Genomic DNA, 18675 nt, shown 5'->3' with positions numbered 1-18675 from the left:
ATCCAATCTCGCGTGCGATAACGGCTCACCTGCTTTACTCCTATGGCGATTTGCTGCGCTCGGAACACCCACGTTCAAGAGGTGGACTTGCTCGATGGCAGGAAGCCCGGGTGAGAGAGTTGATCGACGCAAATCTTGATGGATCGCTTACGACATCAATGCTTGCCGATGGGTGCGGGATGTCACCCGGGCATTTCAACTACGCTTTTAAACAGAAGCTGGGCCAGTCGCCGTACCAGTTTCTCATCGCACAACGCCTCGCGCGCGCGAAGGCCCTGATGCTCAGCACACAATTGCCACTTGTAGAGATTGCAGCAGCCTGCGGCTTTGCCGCGCAAACCCATTTTAATAAGCGTTTCGTCGCCGCCAATGGAATGCCCCCAGGGATGTGACGTCGCATGAACAGCCGTCTTTAATAGCAATTTTCGCTCATTCGCAACACCAAGTCTGCCACGCTCGTGACAGGAAAGGACGCGAGGCAGCACTGGAAGCAGCGTCCGTCAGACGAATCCATGGCAGCACAACCGGCAGCGGATGCGCTCGACGCGCAGTCAGTACTGTTCAGCTTGTGCGCTGCGGTCTTCACCACGTGTAACCTGCGTCTGACCGAATCGGCGCTCGTATTGCGACTTGTCTCGCCGTGGAATTTTGATTACATTCAGGACCATACAAGGTAGTCGAGACCCACCGTGGTAACAACTCGTCGGAGATTGTTATGAACGACCGGGCAAACACCCGAAACACTGGTTCTGCCTTGGGGGAGCCAATCACCCCGACGCTGTATCAGGAGTCGATTGATAGTTCCCATGTCACTGCAATCCGGCTTCGGTACGATGACAGGAATTTTGGCTATATGCCAGTTCCAGAGCGGGAAGATGCGTATTTTCTTGGCGTCAAGCTGCGTGCCATGAGGTCAGTTCGCATGTGGTATGGTGAACACCTCGCGAGCGCGGATGCAATGCCCGTGAATGCCCTTTGTTTTACCCACTTCGATAGCCAGCCCCACGCGGAGTTGTACGACCCATTTGACTGCATGATTTTCAAGATCCCAACGATTGCGTTGGGAAATCTTGCAGACGACGTTGGTGCCCGTCGAATTACGGAGCTTAGGTGTCCGGAGCCGGGTGTCCTTGACCCAATTGTGGGCCACCTTGCCTCCTGTCTCGTTCCCGCGTTGGATAACCCGCTTAGCGCTTCGCCGCTATTCATAGATACAGTCACGCGTGCGTTAAATACGCACGTCCTGAGCCTGTATGGCGGCCTGATTACCCCGGTGATCAAGGCACGGCGGGCTGGTCTGGCACCTTGGCAGCAAGGACGTGCAAAAGACCTCATTCAGGCCAATCTCAACGGAAATGTCACTGTCGGCGATCTTGCCAGCGAATGCGGATTGTCGACGGGTCATTTCGCGCACGCATTCAAAACGAGCGTTGGCCGGTCGCCTTATCAATACTTGATCGAACAGCGCCTTATGAAAGCCAGACAGCTGATGCTCGAGACACAAATGCCGTTGTCCGATATTGCTCTGATGAGTGGATTTGGAAGCCAGGCACACTTCAACCGACGCTTTCTGAAATCGTTCGGGGTATCCCCGGGAGTGTGGAGAAGGATGCAGGACGCCAGCGTACCAGTATCCTTTGGCCACGCCGCTCAAGAAATCGACCGCGAATGACCGTAACAGCTACTGCGGATCTCCTTTCTTCAAGGATAGAGCACTTGACGAGCGTACGGGAGTCGCCCCCGGCAATGTGCAGACAGTCTTCGCGGGAAGCTTAATTCGCCGCAGGGGACCGGTGTCTGATAGAGGCGCCTGCTTACTCCCCGTCGTCCGCTGGCAGCGGTTCAACTGCGCAGTGAACAATTTACTAGGACAGACTTTCTAGAAGAAGGTTTGCCTGAGTACAGTCCCGCGTCCAGAGCTCACAATTCAGTCGGGCTACAACACGCTCTATCAGGTTCCTCGCTTCAAAGCACCTGTTTTGTTGACGCAGTAGCCCGGCCAGGGATGTCGAGGTCCTGAGCTCCCAGGCTAGTGCGCCCTGACGTCTCGCAACGTCCAGCGATTTCCCTAGTAAGTCGATGGTTCGACCAAGGCCGCCCACCCCGTTCTCTTCGTAATACTTCATTGCCGACGAACGCAGATTCTCGGCCGAGCACCAAAGCGGCTCACTTGAATGCGCCCTGGTGACAAGCGCCGGCGAAACAAATCCCTTGGGCAGTACACTGAACTCTTCAATATGCCTGGGGCCCCAGATTCCGCTTCTTGCTTCGCCTGTCAAACGGCGGTCCGCCGGGTAGGGTTTTGCTTTCTGCCCCATGCTCGCCCTGAACACCTGCGCGTACTGATACCAGTAATGCAAGTCAGTCGCGACTGATAATCGCTCGAGCTCCGAGACGTGTTTCTCGACGGCCTCCAGGTTCCCAGACCACAGATAGACTGGGCACACAGCAAGAGAAAGCGCAAACACGATGGAAATCCTGCGCTCCGAGGCGATGGCTTCCTGCAAACTGGCCACGGCCAATTCGGTTGCTCTTGTGAAATTTCCTTGGAGCCAATGAATGCGTGCGAGCATGACTGCTTCCACAACCTGCTGATCGCAATCGTAGGTTCCACGTCCCGGACTGATGTGTGGGTTCGACTGGCTTGACGCGTACTCAAGGTACTTGCGCGCCCGACGAAGCTGACCTTTGTAAAGTAACGTTGTGCCTTTGATGGTCGGAAACATGAATGGAGCGTCCGTCTGCGTCTTCGCACAGCGTCCGTATTCTTCTGCCAGAGAAAGAGCCATGGCGTGCTCGCTGAGTCCATGGTGATAAGCCCATAAGCCTCGCATCGCGAGAAGTTGGGTCTTTCTGTCATGATTCGCCTCGGCGAGAGCACGACCTCTTTCCAGAAGATCGCGCATCTCAGCCGTCGGCCCCCTCAGGTTGTACAGCGCTGGGCCGACAGCAACCAGCAACCGCATGCGTAGTTCGCAATTTGGTCTTGCGTCTTCTTCGAGATCGTTGAGCGCCTTGTTGACGAGCGCAACGTATTCTTCCAGCAGCGACAGGTGGAACCAGATGTAAGACGACGCAACCATCAGTTCCCAACCCAGCTGATTGCGTCCCGTCGTCGAAAAACACCAGGCTAGCGCCGCGCGCAGTTCTTCGATCAGGGACAGGTATGTGCGCTGACTTTCACACCGTGAAGCACCCAGCCTCGGTTCGAGTTTCTTGAGGGTTTGACATACATGCGTCGCATGCCTGCAATGGACGGCGTCCGCGTCCGGGGTATGTTCGAGTTTTTCGAGGGCGTAGGCTCGTGTCGTATTTAGCATGCTGTACGACACCTGAGCGCCCGAGACGCTCATGACGACATGCGACTTCGCGACAAGATCGGCTATGCCGTCGGCAACATCAGCGGCCGAGAGGTTTCCACCGGATACGACGGCAATCGCAGAATCGCACGTGAAGCTGGTCCTGAACACACCAAGGCGTGCCAATAACACTTTTTCGGCAGCTGGCAAGAGTTCGTAGCCCCAATCGAGGGTAGCCTTAAGCGTGCGCTGCCGGGCAACGGCTGCTCGGCGCCCGCGCGTTAAAACAGCCAGGGCGTCCTCCATCCGGGCAACCAGTCCATGCAGGCCAAAACCATCTATCCTTGCTGCTGCCATCTCGATGGCGAGGGGAATTCCGTCCACTTGATGACAGATTCTGGACAGAATCGGGCCATCTGATTCCGAAACCTGAAAGCTGTCGAAAGCAGCCTTCGCCCTTTCCACGAATAGTTTGATAGCTGGGAAGGCAAGCGCGCTCTGCAAGCTGATGTCCTGCTCGTCAGATGGTGGACATTCAAGAGCCGCGAGTCGATGCACCCATTCCCCGCGCGCCCGCAGAGGTTCACGGCTCGTCGCGAGCACATGAAGTCTTGGGGCACCCTCGTGCAACCTTTCTACGAGCGCAGAAACCTCTTCGATCAGGTGCTCACAGTTATCAAAGATGACCAATAGCTGCTTTTCACGTAGAGCACTTATCAATTCGGATAGCTGCGACGATGAGTCTGGTCGTGACGCCACTGCCATGTGAAGAGCCGACTGCATGTCGATGGCATTGGTAATCCCCCCGAGGTCGAGGAAGCATGTGCCCTCACCGAAAGCACCGAAAACCTTCTGACCTACGGCAATCGCGAGGCTTGTCTTTCCTATGCCACCCATCCCGACAATTGTGACAAGTCGACGGCGGACAACTTCGTCGGCAATAGTCCTAGTGACCTCGTCCCGTCCGACAAGAGCGTCAATGACCACAGGTAAAGTCGCAGAGCTTTGCGTCTCATCGGTCGCAGGTAAAAGTCGGATATCGTCGGCTGAAAACTGATATCCGCGACCAGGGATGTTGTAAATATATTCGGCCTCGCTGCTTCCATCCCGAAGAGCTTTGCGGATTGCCGACATCTGCACACGAAGGTTGTTTTCTTCAACGACAGTATCGGGCCAGACGTTGGAGACAATTTCGTTATGCTTGACAACATCACCCGCCCGTTCGACGAGCATGGTGAGAATCCTGATCGCTCGATAGCCGAGGTGCACCTGCTTTTCGCCATCGAACAGTTGACCAGGGTCCGGATATAGCCTGAATGGTCCAAACGCAATGGTACGGTTGTTCATGACGAGCTCCCTGTCAACACGCTGCGAACCTGGGTTTACGACCTTCGAACAGAGTCGAGTCACCCGCAGTCCGACAACGCAGCATAAAGATCCGGGTCCTACCATCGAAAACATTGGTGTCGATGCAGTAGCACAAGCAGTCGAACCAATTGGTATCTTGTTCTGGATGGCGAGCTGCCCCGCAAATCTATCGAGCTCGCGATAAAACCCCCTGCCCTCATCAACTACCACACCGCTTCGCTGTGCACAGGCACACTGCCTTGGAGTGCACAAGCACATTAGGGATAACGCCAGCCCATTTCACCCGAAAGCCGATATCAATGCTTATCCAATCAGCCGGTTTTTTGTCAAAAGTGGAGGTTTAGTTGCAAGTTGACCGATTGGTTGTAGAGGCTCCGCCACGCAAAAATAGCAAGAATATCCAATGAGTGTCCTCATTTCAAAAGACATCTCATAGCCGGCCCTCACCCGCGTGGCTATCAAAAGGATCGTTCCGTTTGCTGTTTCGCGTTGATGTCGATGCGGCGAGACAGATCCGGACGGATTTTATTTTTCGCGGATCGAATTGTGCATGTCGTTTTGACGCGATCCTGGGCATGATGCAGATGGACGAAATCTGGAGCACGGCCATGGACGAAATTCTCAAGCACGACCTTGATTGCATCGACCGCGTCATTGCCACGACTTCCGCTTATGCGGTGGAAACGCTGAGAGGTCTTGACGAGAAACCGGTAACGAAGCGCCCGGTACCCACTGAGCTCAGACAACTGCCCGAAGCGGGCCTCGGTTTCGAGGCTGCGCTGAAGAACTTCCAGGCAAGGTGGGCGCCCGGCTTTTCGGCAAGCGCTGGCCCTCGGTACCTTGGGTTTGTTACCGGCGGTGCTACGCCGGCGGCAATGGCTGGTGACTGGATAACGTCTGTCATGGACCAGAATCCAACCGCCAGCATCGATTCGACGGCACCCGACCTCGAAAGAGAGACCGTTAGCTGGTTAGCGGAAATGTTCGGCATCTCGAAGGCGCACACTGGAAGCTTCGTCAGCGGCGCTACCATGTCGAATATGGTGGGCCTTGCGATAGGTCGTGAGTGGCTGGGCGAGCAGTCAGGCGTCTGCATTAGCGAAGAAGGCGTAGGAGCGCTTGGGCGCATCCACGTTCTTTCTGGAGCCGCTCACTCCAGTGTCTACAAGGCACTGTCAATGCTCGGAGCCGGGCGTCAGGCTCTTCAGTCCGTATCGTTGCTTCCTGGGCGCGAGGCTGTTGATGTCAATGCTCTCGAGGCCCAGCTTGCAGCGCTGGATGGGGACCCGGCGATTGTGGTGGCTAATGCAGGCACCGTGAACACGGTCGATTTTGATGATCTCGCCGCGATTGTCGAATTGAAAAGCCGCTACCGCTTTTGGCTGCATGTGGACGCTGCGTTTGGGGGATTTGCAGCACTTACAGCTCAGCACGCGTCGCTGGTGCGTAGCCTCGACGATAGCGATTCGGTGTGCATTGACTGCCACAAATGGCTGAATGTCCCATACGACAGTGCACTCCAATTTACGAAGCGACAAGACCTGCAGGTGCGAGTATTCCAGAACAATGCGTCGTATCTCGGTGCTCCAACAGGACTTCCAGACTTCGTCCACCTTACGCCGGAGAACTCCAGACGCCTTCGGGCTCTCGCGGCATGGTTTTCCCTTTCATCCTATGGCCGGGCCGGTCACCGCGATATCGTTCAGCGCAATCTTGATGCGGCCAGCGAGTTGGCCAGGCGCATCGAGGAGGAACCCCGTCTTGCTCTGCTCGCGCCAGTACGGATGAACGTCGTGTGCTTTACGCTGGCCGACGGACCTGACGAAGCACGAATTCAAGGATTCGCGACCCGCTTGCGTGACGCCGGACAGGCATTTCTTACACCTACTGTCTTACGCGGGACGTGGGGTATGCGTGCCGCGTTCAGTAACTGGCGTACGGTGGTGGACGACGTAACCCGGATCTTCGAAGCGATTGCAGCGGCCCTATAGCCGGTCTGGAGTTCCTTGGGGACGTTGCCGTACAACCTCTCCTCGGGACACCCGCAACCGCCCGGGAACACGGGCGGTTATGAGCCAGCTCAGTTCCGCCGCTTTTCGACACGACTCGCAAGCACTCGTTTAATAAAACTCTCCACGCTGTCCAACGCATCCCTGGCCAGCGATAGTCTGTCATGCCAGGCGTGAAAACCATGGAAGGCGTGCGACCATATTTCAAGCTCAACTTGCACATTCGCCAGTCCAAGCTGCCGCGCGAGCTCAACGGACTCGTCGAGCATAACCTCATTGCTTCCCGTGTGGATCAAGGTTGGTGGTAGAGCTTCTACATTCGCGAATATCGGAGATACAAGATCTGTCGACAGAGCCTGCCCTCCCATGTATGCCTCGCCAAGCAGCCGTAGTGCAGACTCCTGAATGACGTGGTCCACAGACGCTTTGGTCTTGATACTCTCGCGGCTCAGTGAAAGGTCGATCCATGGAGACAACATGACGACGGCGGCGGGCACGGGCAGACCCGTATCGCGTGCCTGCAGTGCAACAGAAAATGCGAGAGCTGCGCCTGCAGAGTCACCGGCAATGACGATGTCCCGAGCTTCATAGCCAACCTCGAGCAGCCATCGATAGGCCAAAAAGACATCAGCGTTTGCAGCAGGATAAGGATGCTCCGGCGCCAAGCGGTATTCGACAGAGAAACTCCGCATTTTGAGCCGCCGTCCAAGGTCCCCTGACAGGGGCGCCCAAGATTGGGCGTCGCCCAGACAATATCCGCCACCATGACAGTAGAGCAGTATCAGGTCGTCGTCAAAATCGTCGCACTCCCCAAAAACACCTGCGACGGGTGTCGATACTTCCTTGAATCTGACGCCCGCTGGCAACGGGATATTTTCGCGATACAAACGCGCAAAACTTTCTCGCATGCTCGCCCATGAACCATCGCCGGGAGCCGATGCTTCGTGGGCGCGCATAAGGTCAATGACCGACCTTATTTCTCTTAACGACTCAGGTAGGTCCATGACTGCCTCTCGCATGATTCTCGTGACTGAATGTTCAAAGGTGACGTCTGTTGGGCTTCGGGGTCATCGACCTGTAGGCTGCCACCATCGACCAGCCGAAGCGCCCGGCGCGCGATGCTTTACTGTTTGTGAACGACGATGGCTTCTACCAGGGCCCAGACACTCGAAGGACCGCTCAGGTTTGCATACCCAGTCTGATCCTTTCCGACCACCCTACGTCGTGTGGCGAAAAGAAATCCATCGAACAACCGGGTGTCGTATGTGTAATGGGCCGCGTCGCCTTTCGCCACGTCGGTAAAGTAGTCGTGCCTTTGTTGAATGCCCTGCTCATTGAAATAAAACTTCTGTTCGGCACAATGAGTATCAATCGAACTTGGGAAGGTGGCGCCGAGCACACGCCATGTCTGTCCATTTTCCTGATGCGGTTCAAGCTCGACGGTATTGATCCCTTCGGCTGCGAGCAAAAAAGGTGTTGTGAGATAGTTCCAAAAGGCGTACCCAATGAAATAGAGGAACTGGAGGTCCGACCATGGCGTCTCCCGCGTGTGTCCTTCATACGCTTCGCGTGGCTTGTCCAGTCTGCTTATCACCTCCCCTGCATCCGTCTGGATGTAGACAGCACCGTCTTCAAAAATCCCCCTGAAGCCTCGGGTCGGGAACGGGGCGATCACAGTACGTAGCCGTTTGGTTTCAACCGAAACCAGCACATTGTTCAACCCGTCGGGATGCTTTTTTTTCTCGAACAGGTATCCAGACAGGTTCAGGCGGACATCGATCCGACTAACCCTGTTCCAGTTCTCGAGACCACCATGCGCGTCCGTAGCAAGCTTGAGTAACTCGTTCATTTCTGCTCCTTGTGAAGGACCTACCTGTCATATGCCCGCTCCCTACAGCGCCGACTCGCAGGAACCCAGCACGAGCGCAGAAGCTGGCAATCTGGATTCAGCATCGCAAGTGCTTTTTCACCCGGACACAGATGTCAGAGATACCCTCTCCGCCGTTCAGGCCTGCACTGCTACCGGTGCGAGGTCCGCGAGCCCGTTGGGGGAAAACGAACGTGCCGTCGAGACAATGTTTAGCGCTTCGCGAAGGACCTTTATCTGCCCATTTTCTGCCAGCAGATATCCGAAGAAGTGCTGCCTGAATGGCCGCTGCGTAGCAACTGCGAAAGCGTCAACCTTGTACTCGGCGAACACCTTATCCGGCGTGTCGATATGTACGACCGTGTCACGAAACTCCCAATCCGGGACTAACTCGAGTAGACCGGCATAGAGCGCTGCTATCTCTTTCTTTCCCTTGTACTGCCAAGGCATCCCAAGATCCGCGAGGTAAGGAATTTCGACAACGCCGTCCTCGGCAAACAACGCTGCAGCTTTCTCAGGTGAGCGTGCAAGGGGTAAAAACTCTTTGAGCAATTGAACGGCAGTTTTCATGACCACTCCGATAAAAGAAGGGATTTCGACCTCCAGACGCATTCCCGGTCGAGGGCGGCCGGCGCTAACAGATCAGGCAGCCGGTCGCTGCGAATCGAGGTGCGCTATAATCTGTAGGTCGATCGTGCTGCACAATCAGTATTACGCTCGCACTACACAATGTCAAGTATTTTGGAGTAAGTTCATGGGCCATTCACAAGCGGAAAAGGCGCGAAGCCGGGAGCGTATCCTCGACGCTGCCGCGAGCCAGATAAGCGAAACAGGCTTCGGTAGCGTCGCCGTCGCGGAGCTGATGCAAAGTGCCGGCCTTACTAAAGGCGCGTTCTATGCGCATTTCGATTCGCGGGAGGCGATGATTGCTGAAGCCTCGGTCCGGGCGATGCAGCGAGGTCAAGCGAGACTCACGGAGTTGTTCGCGAAAGATGTACAGCCCTCCCTTGCCGACATACTCGATGTCTGGCTTGACCCAATGCATATTCAGAACCCCAGCAGTGGATGCGGCATCTGTACGCTTGCCGGGGAGGCGCGACATGCTGGGCCTGAGGTGCAGAAGGTGATCGCTGAGCAATTCAACCGTAATGTTGAGCAGATAGCGCGCGCATTGGGCAGTGGGCCGTCGGCGACTGCCCGTGCCACCGCCGTTCTTACGGCAATTGTTGGAGCGGTGAACATGGCTCGCGCAGTGGGTGATCCCGCGCTTGCTCGAGATATCCTCGCAAACGCGCGTGCAATGGCGATGCAATGCGAGTCGCCTAGGAGTTTTCGGACTAGTTCCATGTAACGCTGAGCGCAGTCTGAGTCACTCGCTCCTGCGTGGCTCGTAGTGTCTACGTAGGAGATTGGGTCGTTGAGCACACTCGAAATACGTTGGCCTGCAACTGACAAAAGATTAAACATCTGCACTACCTCAAGTCCCATAATCAGCTTCGCGCGATAAGTCACAGAGCACCCGACCTCGGGACTTGAGACCAGTCATCTCTCAGGCGACTGCCAGGCAGGAGAACGAAACTACGCGTCTTTTGAGGCAAACTGAGTTGGCTAGACTTTTCCGTCCAACCTCTTCGCCAGTTCCGCTGAAATCTTGACGACCATGGGAAAGGGGCGATGATGCAGTCGTATGTTCACGATCCGTCCCGCGTCGTTGCGGGTGAGCGTTGTCGACCCGGCCACATCATCTCCTAAAGCCTTGCCTTCCCATTCCAAATATGTCTTGTTCCCGTCGTTTGACTCATACGTAAAATCGATGCAGTCATACATGCCACTTGTCGCCGAAAAAAATTGCCCTATGGCCGAGGTCCCTATGAGACCTGTGCGTAAAACGGACGCTTCGAGCAGGACATCCGGCGCGAAAGCTTCGCTGAATTCACTCGATGGATTCTTCTTGACAAGTTCAAGCCAGGTGTGACCGGGGTTCGAAGCAGCCATATCAGAGTCGACCCAAGAATATTAGAACCAACGTCACAGCCTTTTCTCACCCGCTGTCACGCCTCAGTTTGATGACTACCGAAACTGCATTGACTCAATGTCGATTGATACAAGCAAAGGGTGATCGATCCTCTTACGTTGCGCGTCGTATGCGAAGACCCTCCGCGATGCAGGCACGACCACGCCGTCAAATACGCGATAGTTCGTTGCGTAATTTGCTCCGGTGACCCCACCCATCACATCAACCGTGTAGTCGTGTCGTCGCAAAAGACCGTCGCCGCCGAAATACGAAATCTGCTCGCGGCAGTGGCTGGCGGTTGAAATGGGAAATGTCACTTTCAGTCGACGCCAAATCTCCCCATTCTCTTCCCATTCCGGGAGTTCTTCTGCGGAAAATCCGGGATAGGTGTATAGAAATGGGATAGTTATATAAGTCCACAGTGCGTAGCTGCAGAAATAAATCGCGTGAATGTCGTCCCATTTGGCATCAGGATTATGTACCGGAAACGACCTTCGCGGGGCACGACGCTCGTCCACGACCTCTCCGTCCCACGCCTCGACTCGAACATTGTCCGGCGTGAACACGCTGAGCCAATCACCGCTCATAGAACTGATCTGAACCTCTTGGGCCCAGAGCTTTCCGAGCAACTTTATGCGGGTGAACTTGCCGCCAACTCCTTTGGCGCCCCAAATACCACCATCGATGCGGAGTTGAGCGTCAACCGATCGCCTGCGAATCCAGTTTTGCAGGCCACCATGCGCTGCAACAGCCAGTTCGACCAGATCATCCATTGCCAGAACTCCCGCGAAAATAAAGACGATAGACACGAAGTCAATGCTTCCACTTCCGCTTCGCGTCTGATAGTTAAAAGTTGCTAAATCGAGCGCGGTCCCGTCGCGTTGCCAAAGGTCAGTCGAATGACGAACCAAGGAGCTAAAGGACCGGCGACTGCAACGCTACCGGGAAAGCGCGCGAGACGATGCGTACGATCTGTATTCAGCGTCACGCGACGTTGTATCGCGCGGCCGGCTTGCTGTGCGAGAGATTTGGCCCCAGCGCGGCGCGCGCTGTTTCGAACGCGGCCCAGTCTTTTTCCTCTGGCAACGACGGAACAGTTGCCAATTCCCCGAGATCGAGGCCGGCGAGCGCCGCGTCGACGAGATCGTCGGCAGCCATCACGATGGCTTCGGGTAAGTTATCAACGGGCTGTCCAGCGATATCCCAAAATTCCGTGCGAGTCGCGCCTGGGAGCACCGCTTGGACGCGGACACCCTTCGAGAAAAGTTCGTGGTGGAGCGACTGACTAAACGCAAGAACGAACGCTTTCGTGCCGCCATAAACTCCATTTAGAATCTCTGGGGCGACCGCGACAATCGAAGAAATGTTCACGATTGTTCCTGCTCCGCGTTCTACGAACCGAGGGGCAATAGCATATGTCAGTCGCATCAGCGCAATCACGTTTAGATTGATCATTGACTCCATTTTGTCGACTTCAGAGTCAAGCAGAGGGGCTGCGCCACCAATGCCCGCGTTATTAACCAGCATCGAAATACTCGCATCCTCACGAACAATCTTTTCAACACGGCGCAAATCCGCTTCGTTGCCGAGGTCTGCATCGACAACCTCAATCGACTGGCCAGTAGCGGTGGTCAGTCGATCGGCTAGTTGCATAAGTCGACCACGATTTCGCGCGACTAGGATCAAGTCATATCCTTGATCGGCCAGACGGTCTGCGTAGACTGCGCCGATTCCCGACGAAGCGCCTGTGATGACTGCGGTTCCCTTCTGAACAATGGCGTCCATTACCTTCTCCTGTTAAGGCCTGCACCTTGCCGGCCAGCGATGAAAGAAGCTTAAGCGTAGAATCGAGGCTCTCAAATGTCGCAATTCCCTCTTTTTAAGACACGCGGAGGACGTTCGATGTTACGAATTGGTATCGTGCTTTACCCAGGGTTTCAACTGTTAAACCTCGCCATTACTTCCGTGTTCGAATTTGCCAATATCACGGCCCGCGAGCGACTGTACGAATTTGTCCTTCTCTCTGAATCAGGGGGGCCGACACTCGCCTCTTCCGGGCTTGAAGTAATAACTCGGCCGTTTGACGGACAGACTTTTGACACGGTTCTCGTCGTGGGCGACAACGATGTCATGCCTGCGACACCTGCTCTCACAGATTTCCTCCGAGCATCAGCGTCAACTGCGCGCCGTGTGGGCGCTACCTGCACGGGAACATTCAATCTTGCGCAGGCAGGACTGCTGGACGACAAACGTGTTACTACGCACTGGATGCACGTAGCGAAGTTCCGGCGGGAGTATCCGCGTGTAAAACTAGAAGACGACAGAATCTTCGTAATTGATGGCAGTATCTGGACCTCGGCTGGCGCCACCGCCTGCATTGATTTAGCGCTAGCACTAATCGAAAAAGATCAAGGTATCGATTTAGCGCGTTTGGTTGCGAAGAAACTTGTGGTCTATCATCGCCGCGCGGGCGGCCAATCGCAATTTTCTGCAATGCTCGACATGGAACCTCGGTCTGATCGAATTCAGAAAGCCTTGACCTATGCAAAGCGCAATTTGAATACAGAACTATCTGTCGGAGAGCTGGCAAGCGCCGCAAATCTCAGCCCAAGGCAGTTCAGTCGTGCGTTCAGGGAGGAAATCGGCCAGACCCCTGCGAAGGCCGTCGAACATCTACGGACAGAGGCAGCACGCCTTATGCTTGAATCAGGTCGGCACCCAATCGGCACCATTGCCAAAGATACGGGATTCGGCGACCCCGAACGAATGCGTCGGGCATTCCTGAGAATGTACGGACTGCCCCCACAGGTTATTCGTCGGGAACGTCGAATTGCCCCTGACGCCCTGCTGAAAACCTAAAGGCAGCTGGCTTTATGAACGTTGTCAAACGCTTCAAGCTAGATCGTGATCATATCCCGACGGAGTCTAAACATTACCGTTGCGGCTCGTCAGGAAACTGTTTTGCCAAAAAATTGGCAATTAACTGCTCTAGGTCCTCCACGTCCGGATGAGTGCCCCACCCGCTGCGAGCCGACACTGAAGCGATAGCGAACCATGAGTCAGGTGGAAACCACTCGGCGCGAATCGCGGCACCACTCGATATGATCAGCCGTCCCGTTCCGCAGAAATATTCCGCTCGAAATTGTTCTCCATTCACCCACTTGCCAGCAACGATTCGTTCCAACGAGCTCATTTCAGCTCTTCCTTCTCGCATCGACCAGCTATGCCCCACGCACAAACCCACCCCTTCTGAACATGGTTTGCACAAGACCTGCCTCCCCCTCTGCCGCACGATAAAATGCATCGTACGGGGGAAAAAGCCTGCTTTTTGGCAACCCAAACCCGTGGTGTTGACCATGGGGAGGTGAGCAAAAAAACTACGACATCAACGTGCTTGAACGATCGATAGATGCGCGTTCTGATCCGTGTTTGCGCTTTTCAATGGTGCGCGTGTCCGGTATCAATCGCGCAGACGATAAGAAACCTAGGTCACGAGCTTCGCATCCATCGTGATTTCAGCGTTCAACACCTTTGAAACTGGACAACCTGCCTTTGCGGAGGTCGCCGCCTTGCCAAAAGCCGCTTCATCGCCATCAGCTATTTTCGCAGTAACTTCCAGGTGAACTGCGGTGATGGCGAAACCACCGTCAACCATAGCTAGCGTGACAGTCGCCGTCGTTGAGATGCTTTCAGGTTTGATCCCTGCCTGACCCAGTTCAGCGGCAAGGGCCATCGAAAAGCAACCCGCGTGACCTGCTGCAATCAACTCCTCCGGGTTCGTACCAATACCATTCTCGAACCGCGTACTGAACGAATATTGCGCTTGATTGAGAACACCGCTGTCCGTCGAGATGGATCCACTTCCCTCCGGCATACCGCCTTCCCATACTGCCATCCCTTTCCGTTTCATCTTTCCCTCCCGTTTAACCCGAACATCGGGATTTGACAAACCGCAGCAAATTGCGACCACTAAAGAGCCGCACGCATCCTACTCAAGCAGTCAGACAGGGTTATCAAAAGTTTCACTTGCATACGCTGAAACATGCCTCTCGATTAAACGTCTATATCTATTGTGCTCGCGCATAGCGTTGAAAGTGCTGGGCATTGTTGCACCTCCCTTCCCCTCAGCAAAAATACTGGCACCGGGCCTAACAAACTTCCAATAAAGCGTTGCTAAACAACGCTAAACAATTCGATAACGAAGCCGCTGACCCGAATGAACGCGAGGGTGCGACGCTCCCCATCGCATTTGGTGTACCTGTAGAACAAGGGCAAACTGGTAAAAATCCGTAGCAACCTCGCCTCAGCGAAGCGATCACTCGAATATCGAAAGATACTTCCACAGAGAATGCATTAGCCAAAATTAACAAGCTTTTACTCTCTTCCGCGATGTCGTTCGAACAAAAATGTGTCAATCAAGCACGAAGTCGCGATCTTTCTTGCCAGTTTTTACGACCTCAGCGATTCGAGCCTCCTCTTTGGCGATATGCGATATAGAGCACCCGTTGAAGCCGGTCGCGTACTTAATGGGATAGCAAGATGGCAAACCTCCATGCAAACACTGACCCATGGATTCACATAATGAGAGTCCTTCGCTGTGGCCGAGATGTGACTAACAGGGCCGAATTTTTGGGTAAGACTAAAAAAACGCCATGTCCCGTGCTCGGCTCGCCGTCGAATACCAAGGTGAGCGTGACCGGACGTAGTACAGATCGTACTCTCACGGTTATGTGGTGCAACCCAACCATCGGGTATTACGGCGCGCAAACATGGTGTATGTCTTTTGCGCAGGAAGCAGGTATCTGCCAGATGAGTGGCGAGCAAATATATCGTGGCGACTGCGTCTTTCGCCCACGATGCGGCTCTACGCCCCCAGTCAACGCCAACGCCATGATCCTTGCGAAGCACGTGCATCTTCCCGCAATCGACGAAGCGCCGGTCAAACGACTTTCAGGAACTCGACCACATGGTCGGCTTCAACGGAAGCAGTCTCAAAGTCGGCTCGCGCGAAAATAAACCTACATTAGCAGCGCGCAAGTTCTTGTGAATTTTCGTATAAGTAGTCCTCGGCCAACCTAGAGTAGCGCGAACTCCACAACATCGATGACAAAGAAGAAAAGCTTTCTGGCTCGATCTTTAGCGAGTCCTGCAATCGTAATCGCAGTGACGACCTGGCCGGGACCGTCACAAGCGAGCGATTTCGGAATTCAGCTCGGCGCCGGCGTAGCAGATCACGATGTCAGAAAGGGAGACCTTGGTTTTGTCTGGGATCCGGGCCTATCGTGGTGGAACATAGCTGGTTATCACTTCGCCCTTGTAGGAGAAGCCCATGCCGCTTACTGGGAAATCGACGAGTCCAGACGCGCGCACTCTAGCATCCAGGAATTCGGCATCACACCTGTCTTCAGGTTTATTCGAGGCTACGGTTGGTTCAGACCGTACATAGAGGCAGGGGTGGGCGTCAGACTTCTCTCACACGTTCGTGAAACCACTGACCGCACTTTGTCATCGTCGTTTCAGTTTGCAGATATGGTTGGAGTAGGTCTACAGTTTGGTGCGCGCCAGACATATCAGGTCGCATTTCGATTCCAGCACCTTTCAAACGCGGGGATCAAGCATCCGAATCCAGGGATCAATTTCAGTGAGATCTACTTCCAGTACAACTTTTAAGTTTGGAAGGAAGTACGGCCAGCGTATTCCAAGACTCAGAACGCACAATCGCAACAGGCGTCGCCGTAGATCGGTGCGCTGCTGAGGAATCTTAATCAGTAGATCACAGTCCTTTTCGAGGTGCCTGCGGCTCATCGCGTGACCCCGTGACCTAATGCGCCGTCATCATTGAAAGACCTCAGGTCGAAGCTTCAAGTGTACCTTCGCCCTCCAGGTTGACCTTCGTAAGTTCCATCGGCTCACATGGGATCTCATGCTCCCTCGATCTACGGTTCTGCGATAACATCTGGCTATCTCTTGAAAAAAACTCACAGACGTGCGTCGCAAAGGCTTTTATCTTGCTCTGCATTGGCGTTCTACCGCTGTAAGTAAGGTACAAATCTAAGGATGCATCATTCAGTTCACAGCCTGGAAGAATCTGGATGAGGTTGCCAGATGTGATTTCTGCTTCGGCAAGAACAGTCGGTATGATTCCAATGCCCAGTCCGTTTAACACTAACTGCGTATTAAGTGACAAACTGTTTGATGCAACATGGAAATTCAACGGGACCTTAAAGCTGCCCTTACCCGTCCCAACTATGATCTCGGGCGTCCGCAAAGAAGGCGAGATCGGAACAAACCGGTGTTTACCAAGGTCTGCTGGATGAGTGGGCTCGGAACATTCCGCTAAGTACAAAGGAGATGCGACGAGCACGATAGGGATCTTCTCCAATAGTTTAGTCACCAAAGTATTGTTTATCTGCATCTGCGGCAACAGAATTCCCACGTCGAAACCGTCGTCAGTTAGATCAACCGCACGCTCAGTCAGTGTGATATCCACAGTGACACGACCATATCGTTTGTTGAAGGAGCTTATAAGCGGTGCGAGCCGATTCAGCATGCCGGTTGTGTGAGCGACGAGCCTTAGGTCGCCTGTAGGCTCAGGCATTTCGGTTGACGCTTCGCTTTCGAGCGCGTCGAGGTCGTCCAGTATCCGACAACATCCGAGGTAAAATTTCTCAGCAGTTTCGGTGAGGGACACCTGGCGCGTCGTTCGATTGAAAAGACGACAACCAATGCGTTGCTCAAGCCCGGCAACAGCTCTGGAGACTGCTGAAGGCGTGATTCCTAGCAAATCAGCCGCTAGAGCAAACCGCCTCGTCTCCGCAACTACGCGAAAGACTCGCAAGCTCTCAACGTACTCCATAATCTAATCTCCTGATGCGTTCGACTTACAAGTCTGCAGTAACCATTTCTCGGTTGCGGACCCCCTCGAAGCCGCCACCCTACAACTTTTCCATATTTGAACCCAATAACTCTCGTGCTAGTGGCACTGCGAGACCCAAAGCAATTTGCGCATAGTCCGCTGAACGATCCGTCGACGATGCAACATATCGGGCCTGAGTGCGCCGCGACGACGCCTGGCTGGAACGCAGACTGTCCCAATGGTGAACTCCATAAGCGTCCATGCCAACACACCTACAAATCCCCAAAAAGGAATAATGCGGCAACGGTTAGCCCAGGCAGCCGCACCTATAGTCAAATAAAAAGTCAGCACCCCGGCACAAAACAGATAGGTGGCGCGCATCATCGTTTCCTTCGGATCTCTAGAATTTATGGAAGAAACATCTCGAATTGGGCTAGCGGCGTCTAAGGTGTAGTGGGTCGCCAGACTGCAGTCGACCCCTGCACAGCTGGGCGAACGTTGGCGTAATCGAATCAAAGCTTTTGCAAAACGTCCGCTCCAGCGCCCACGTCATCTGTTCAAAGCTCAATCTATACCTGTGTCCGCACAGGAATCAATCGACTTCCGGTAACTGATTCTTGTCTGAGATGGTCCGGACCAAGTCTTTTGCGGTCGGGAATTTTCGGCCTGCGGTGTGAAGTCGCTCGTCCTACTCGCGAGGCATAGGCAAGCGGCACTCCTGTAGGCTATTGAACGATAGGTGCTCGTGGGATGCGGACACAGTAGATAAGTATAGTGACAGCCCGCGATCTCCATACCGAATAAAGCATCGCTAAATTTCGTTAAACGCGGCCGAACAGATCCATCTGATGCATGTGACGCCGCCAGGTATGATCTACGCAAGCGAAGTATGGATGTGTGACGCGTATTCGCTCAGAAAAGCTCGGTTGTGGATCGCTGAGCTACCGAAACTCCTGAAATGCAGTGTCAAACGACACGAGTAGCATTTCACGGATTGCCCGTCCTGCCGAGTCGCGCGAGAAAACGTGTCTTTTCATCGGGACGTTAATCCCTGCGATAGTCACGTAGTCGCTAGGATAGTCCGATCGAGGTGAGCCACCCGCTATATCAACGTTGTAGTCATGCCGTCGTAGAAGTCCGTCGGCCCCAAAATACGAAATCTGTTCCCGGCAGTGAGTTGCAATGGAATCAGGGAAGACCACTTTTAGTTTTCTCCAGATTTCACCATTCTCGGTCCAACGCGGAAGCTCTTCTGTGCTAAA

General features: G+C 54.3%; 17 protein-coding genes. 7 read left to right on the top strand and 10 right to left on the bottom strand.

Annotated features, from left to right (window positions below; translation table 11 throughout):
• The first annotated feature begins 110 nt into the window (after positions 1–110).
• Positions 111–392 carry a helix-turn-helix domain-containing protein gene (locus P3T18_RS15255; RefSeq protein WP_429300749.1) on the top strand — a complete coding sequence of 94 codons (282 nt, stop codon included), beginning with the start codon at positions 111–113 and terminating at the stop codon, positions 390–392.
• Positions 393–715: 323 nt separating this feature from the next.
• Positions 716–1672, top strand: a complete 957-nt coding sequence (locus P3T18_RS15250; protein WP_429300748.1) for a helix-turn-helix domain-containing protein — start codon at positions 716–718, stop codon at positions 1670–1672.
• A 193-nt stretch (positions 1673–1865) separates the two neighbouring features.
• Here P3T18_RS15250 and P3T18_RS15245 read toward each other — a convergent pair whose 3' ends face one another.
• Positions 1866–4646 carry a winged helix-turn-helix domain-containing protein gene (locus P3T18_RS15245; protein ID WP_429300747.1) on the bottom strand — a complete coding sequence of 927 codons (2781 nt, stop codon included), beginning with the start codon at positions 4644–4646 and terminating at the stop codon, positions 1866–1868.
• 497 nt (positions 4647–5143) lie between these two features.
• Here P3T18_RS15245 and P3T18_RS15240 point away from each other — a divergent pair, with 497 nt between their 5' ends.
• Positions 5144–6658, top strand: a complete 1515-nt coding sequence (locus P3T18_RS15240; protein WP_429300746.1) for a pyridoxal phosphate-dependent decarboxylase family protein — start codon at positions 5144–5146, stop codon at positions 6656–6658.
• A gap of 89 nt (positions 6659–6747) precedes the next feature.
• Here the strand turns inward: P3T18_RS15240 and P3T18_RS15235 are convergent, their stop codons facing one another.
• From P3T18_RS15235 to P3T18_RS15225, 3 genes are all read right to left on the bottom strand, one after another.
• Positions 6748–7680, bottom strand: coding sequence for an alpha/beta hydrolase (locus tag P3T18_RS15235; RefSeq protein WP_429300745.1), 933 nt, complete (start codon positions 7678–7680; stop codon positions 6748–6750).
• A 119-nt stretch (positions 7681–7799) separates the two neighbouring features.
• Positions 7800–8525 carry a hypothetical protein gene (locus tag P3T18_RS15230; RefSeq protein WP_429300744.1) on the bottom strand — a complete coding sequence of 242 codons (726 nt, stop codon included), beginning with the start codon at positions 8523–8525 and terminating at the stop codon, positions 7800–7802.
• Between the two features lie 156 nt (positions 8526–8681).
• The gene (locus tag P3T18_RS15225) at positions 8682–9113 is read right to left on the bottom strand and encodes a nuclear transport factor 2 family protein (protein ID WP_429300743.1); all 432 of its coding nucleotides are present in this window, start codon (positions 9111–9113) and stop codon (positions 8682–8684) included.
• 184 nt (positions 9114–9297) lie between these two features.
• Between P3T18_RS15225 and P3T18_RS15220 the strand changes: the two genes are divergently transcribed.
• Positions 9298–9894, top strand: a complete 597-nt coding sequence (locus P3T18_RS15220) for a TetR/AcrR family transcriptional regulator (protein ID WP_429300742.1) — start codon at positions 9298–9300, stop codon at positions 9892–9894.
• Between the two features lie 257 nt (positions 9895–10151).
• Here P3T18_RS15220 and P3T18_RS15215 read toward each other — a convergent pair whose 3' ends face one another.
• The 3 genes from P3T18_RS15215 to P3T18_RS15205 all read right to left on the bottom strand — a co-directional run bounded on the left by P3T18_RS15215 (position 10152) and on the right by P3T18_RS15205 (position 12342).
• A complete protein-coding gene (locus P3T18_RS15215) occupies positions 10152–10538 on the bottom strand; it encodes a hypothetical protein (RefSeq protein ID WP_429300741.1) in 387 nt (128 codons plus the stop codon).
• Positions 10539–10613: 75 nt separating this feature from the next.
• Complete coding sequence (locus P3T18_RS15210) at positions 10614–11330, bottom strand: hypothetical protein (protein ID WP_429300740.1); 717 nt, start codon at positions 11328–11330, stop codon at positions 10614–10616.
• Between the two features lie 211 nt (positions 11331–11541).
• The gene (locus P3T18_RS15205; protein ID WP_429300739.1) at positions 11542–12342 is read right to left on the bottom strand and encodes an SDR family NAD(P)-dependent oxidoreductase; all 801 of its coding nucleotides are present in this window, start codon (positions 12340–12342) and stop codon (positions 11542–11544) included.
• A 117-nt stretch (positions 12343–12459) separates the two neighbouring features.
• On the opposite strand from P3T18_RS15205, the gene P3T18_RS15200 reads away from it, so the two are divergent.
• Positions 12460–13416, top strand: coding sequence for a GlxA family transcriptional regulator (locus tag P3T18_RS15200; RefSeq protein ID WP_429301106.1), 957 nt, complete (start codon positions 12460–12462; stop codon positions 13414–13416).
• A gap of 73 nt (positions 13417–13489) precedes the next feature.
• Here P3T18_RS15200 and P3T18_RS15195 read toward each other — a convergent pair whose 3' ends face one another.
• Both P3T18_RS15195 and P3T18_RS15190 read right to left on the bottom strand, forming a co-directional pair.
• On the bottom strand, positions 13490–13750 hold the full coding sequence (locus tag P3T18_RS15195; protein WP_429300738.1) for a hypothetical protein: 261 nt from the start codon (positions 13748–13750) through the stop codon (positions 13490–13492).
• Between the two features lie 291 nt (positions 13751–14041).
• On the bottom strand, positions 14042–14467 hold the full coding sequence (locus tag P3T18_RS15190) for an OsmC family protein (protein ID WP_429300737.1): 426 nt from the start codon (positions 14465–14467) through the stop codon (positions 14042–14044).
• 629 nt (positions 14468–15096) lie between these two features.
• Here P3T18_RS15190 and P3T18_RS15185 point away from each other — a divergent pair.
• Positions 15097–15573, top strand: a complete 477-nt coding sequence (locus P3T18_RS15185) for a DUF3331 domain-containing protein (protein ID WP_429300736.1) — start codon at positions 15097–15099, stop codon at positions 15571–15573.
• A gap of 87 nt (positions 15574–15660) precedes the next feature.
• Positions 15661–16227 carry an acyloxyacyl hydrolase gene (locus P3T18_RS15180; RefSeq protein ID WP_429300735.1) on the top strand — a complete coding sequence of 189 codons (567 nt, stop codon included), beginning with the start codon at positions 15661–15663 and terminating at the stop codon, positions 16225–16227.
• Between the two features lie 178 nt (positions 16228–16405).
• On the opposite strand, the gene P3T18_RS15175 is transcribed toward P3T18_RS15180, so the two are convergent.
• Positions 16406–17413 carry a LysR family transcriptional regulator gene (locus P3T18_RS15175; RefSeq protein ID WP_429300734.1) on the bottom strand — a complete coding sequence of 336 codons (1008 nt, stop codon included), beginning with the start codon at positions 17411–17413 and terminating at the stop codon, positions 16406–16408.
• Between the last annotated feature and the right edge of the window lie 1262 nt (positions 17414–18675).

The organism is Paraburkholderia sp. GAS199 (assembly GCF_050436585.1).
GTDB lineage: Bacteria > Pseudomonadota > Gammaproteobacteria > Burkholderiales > Burkholderiaceae > Paraburkholderia.
This window is presented reverse-complemented; position numbering and strand designations above follow the sequence as displayed.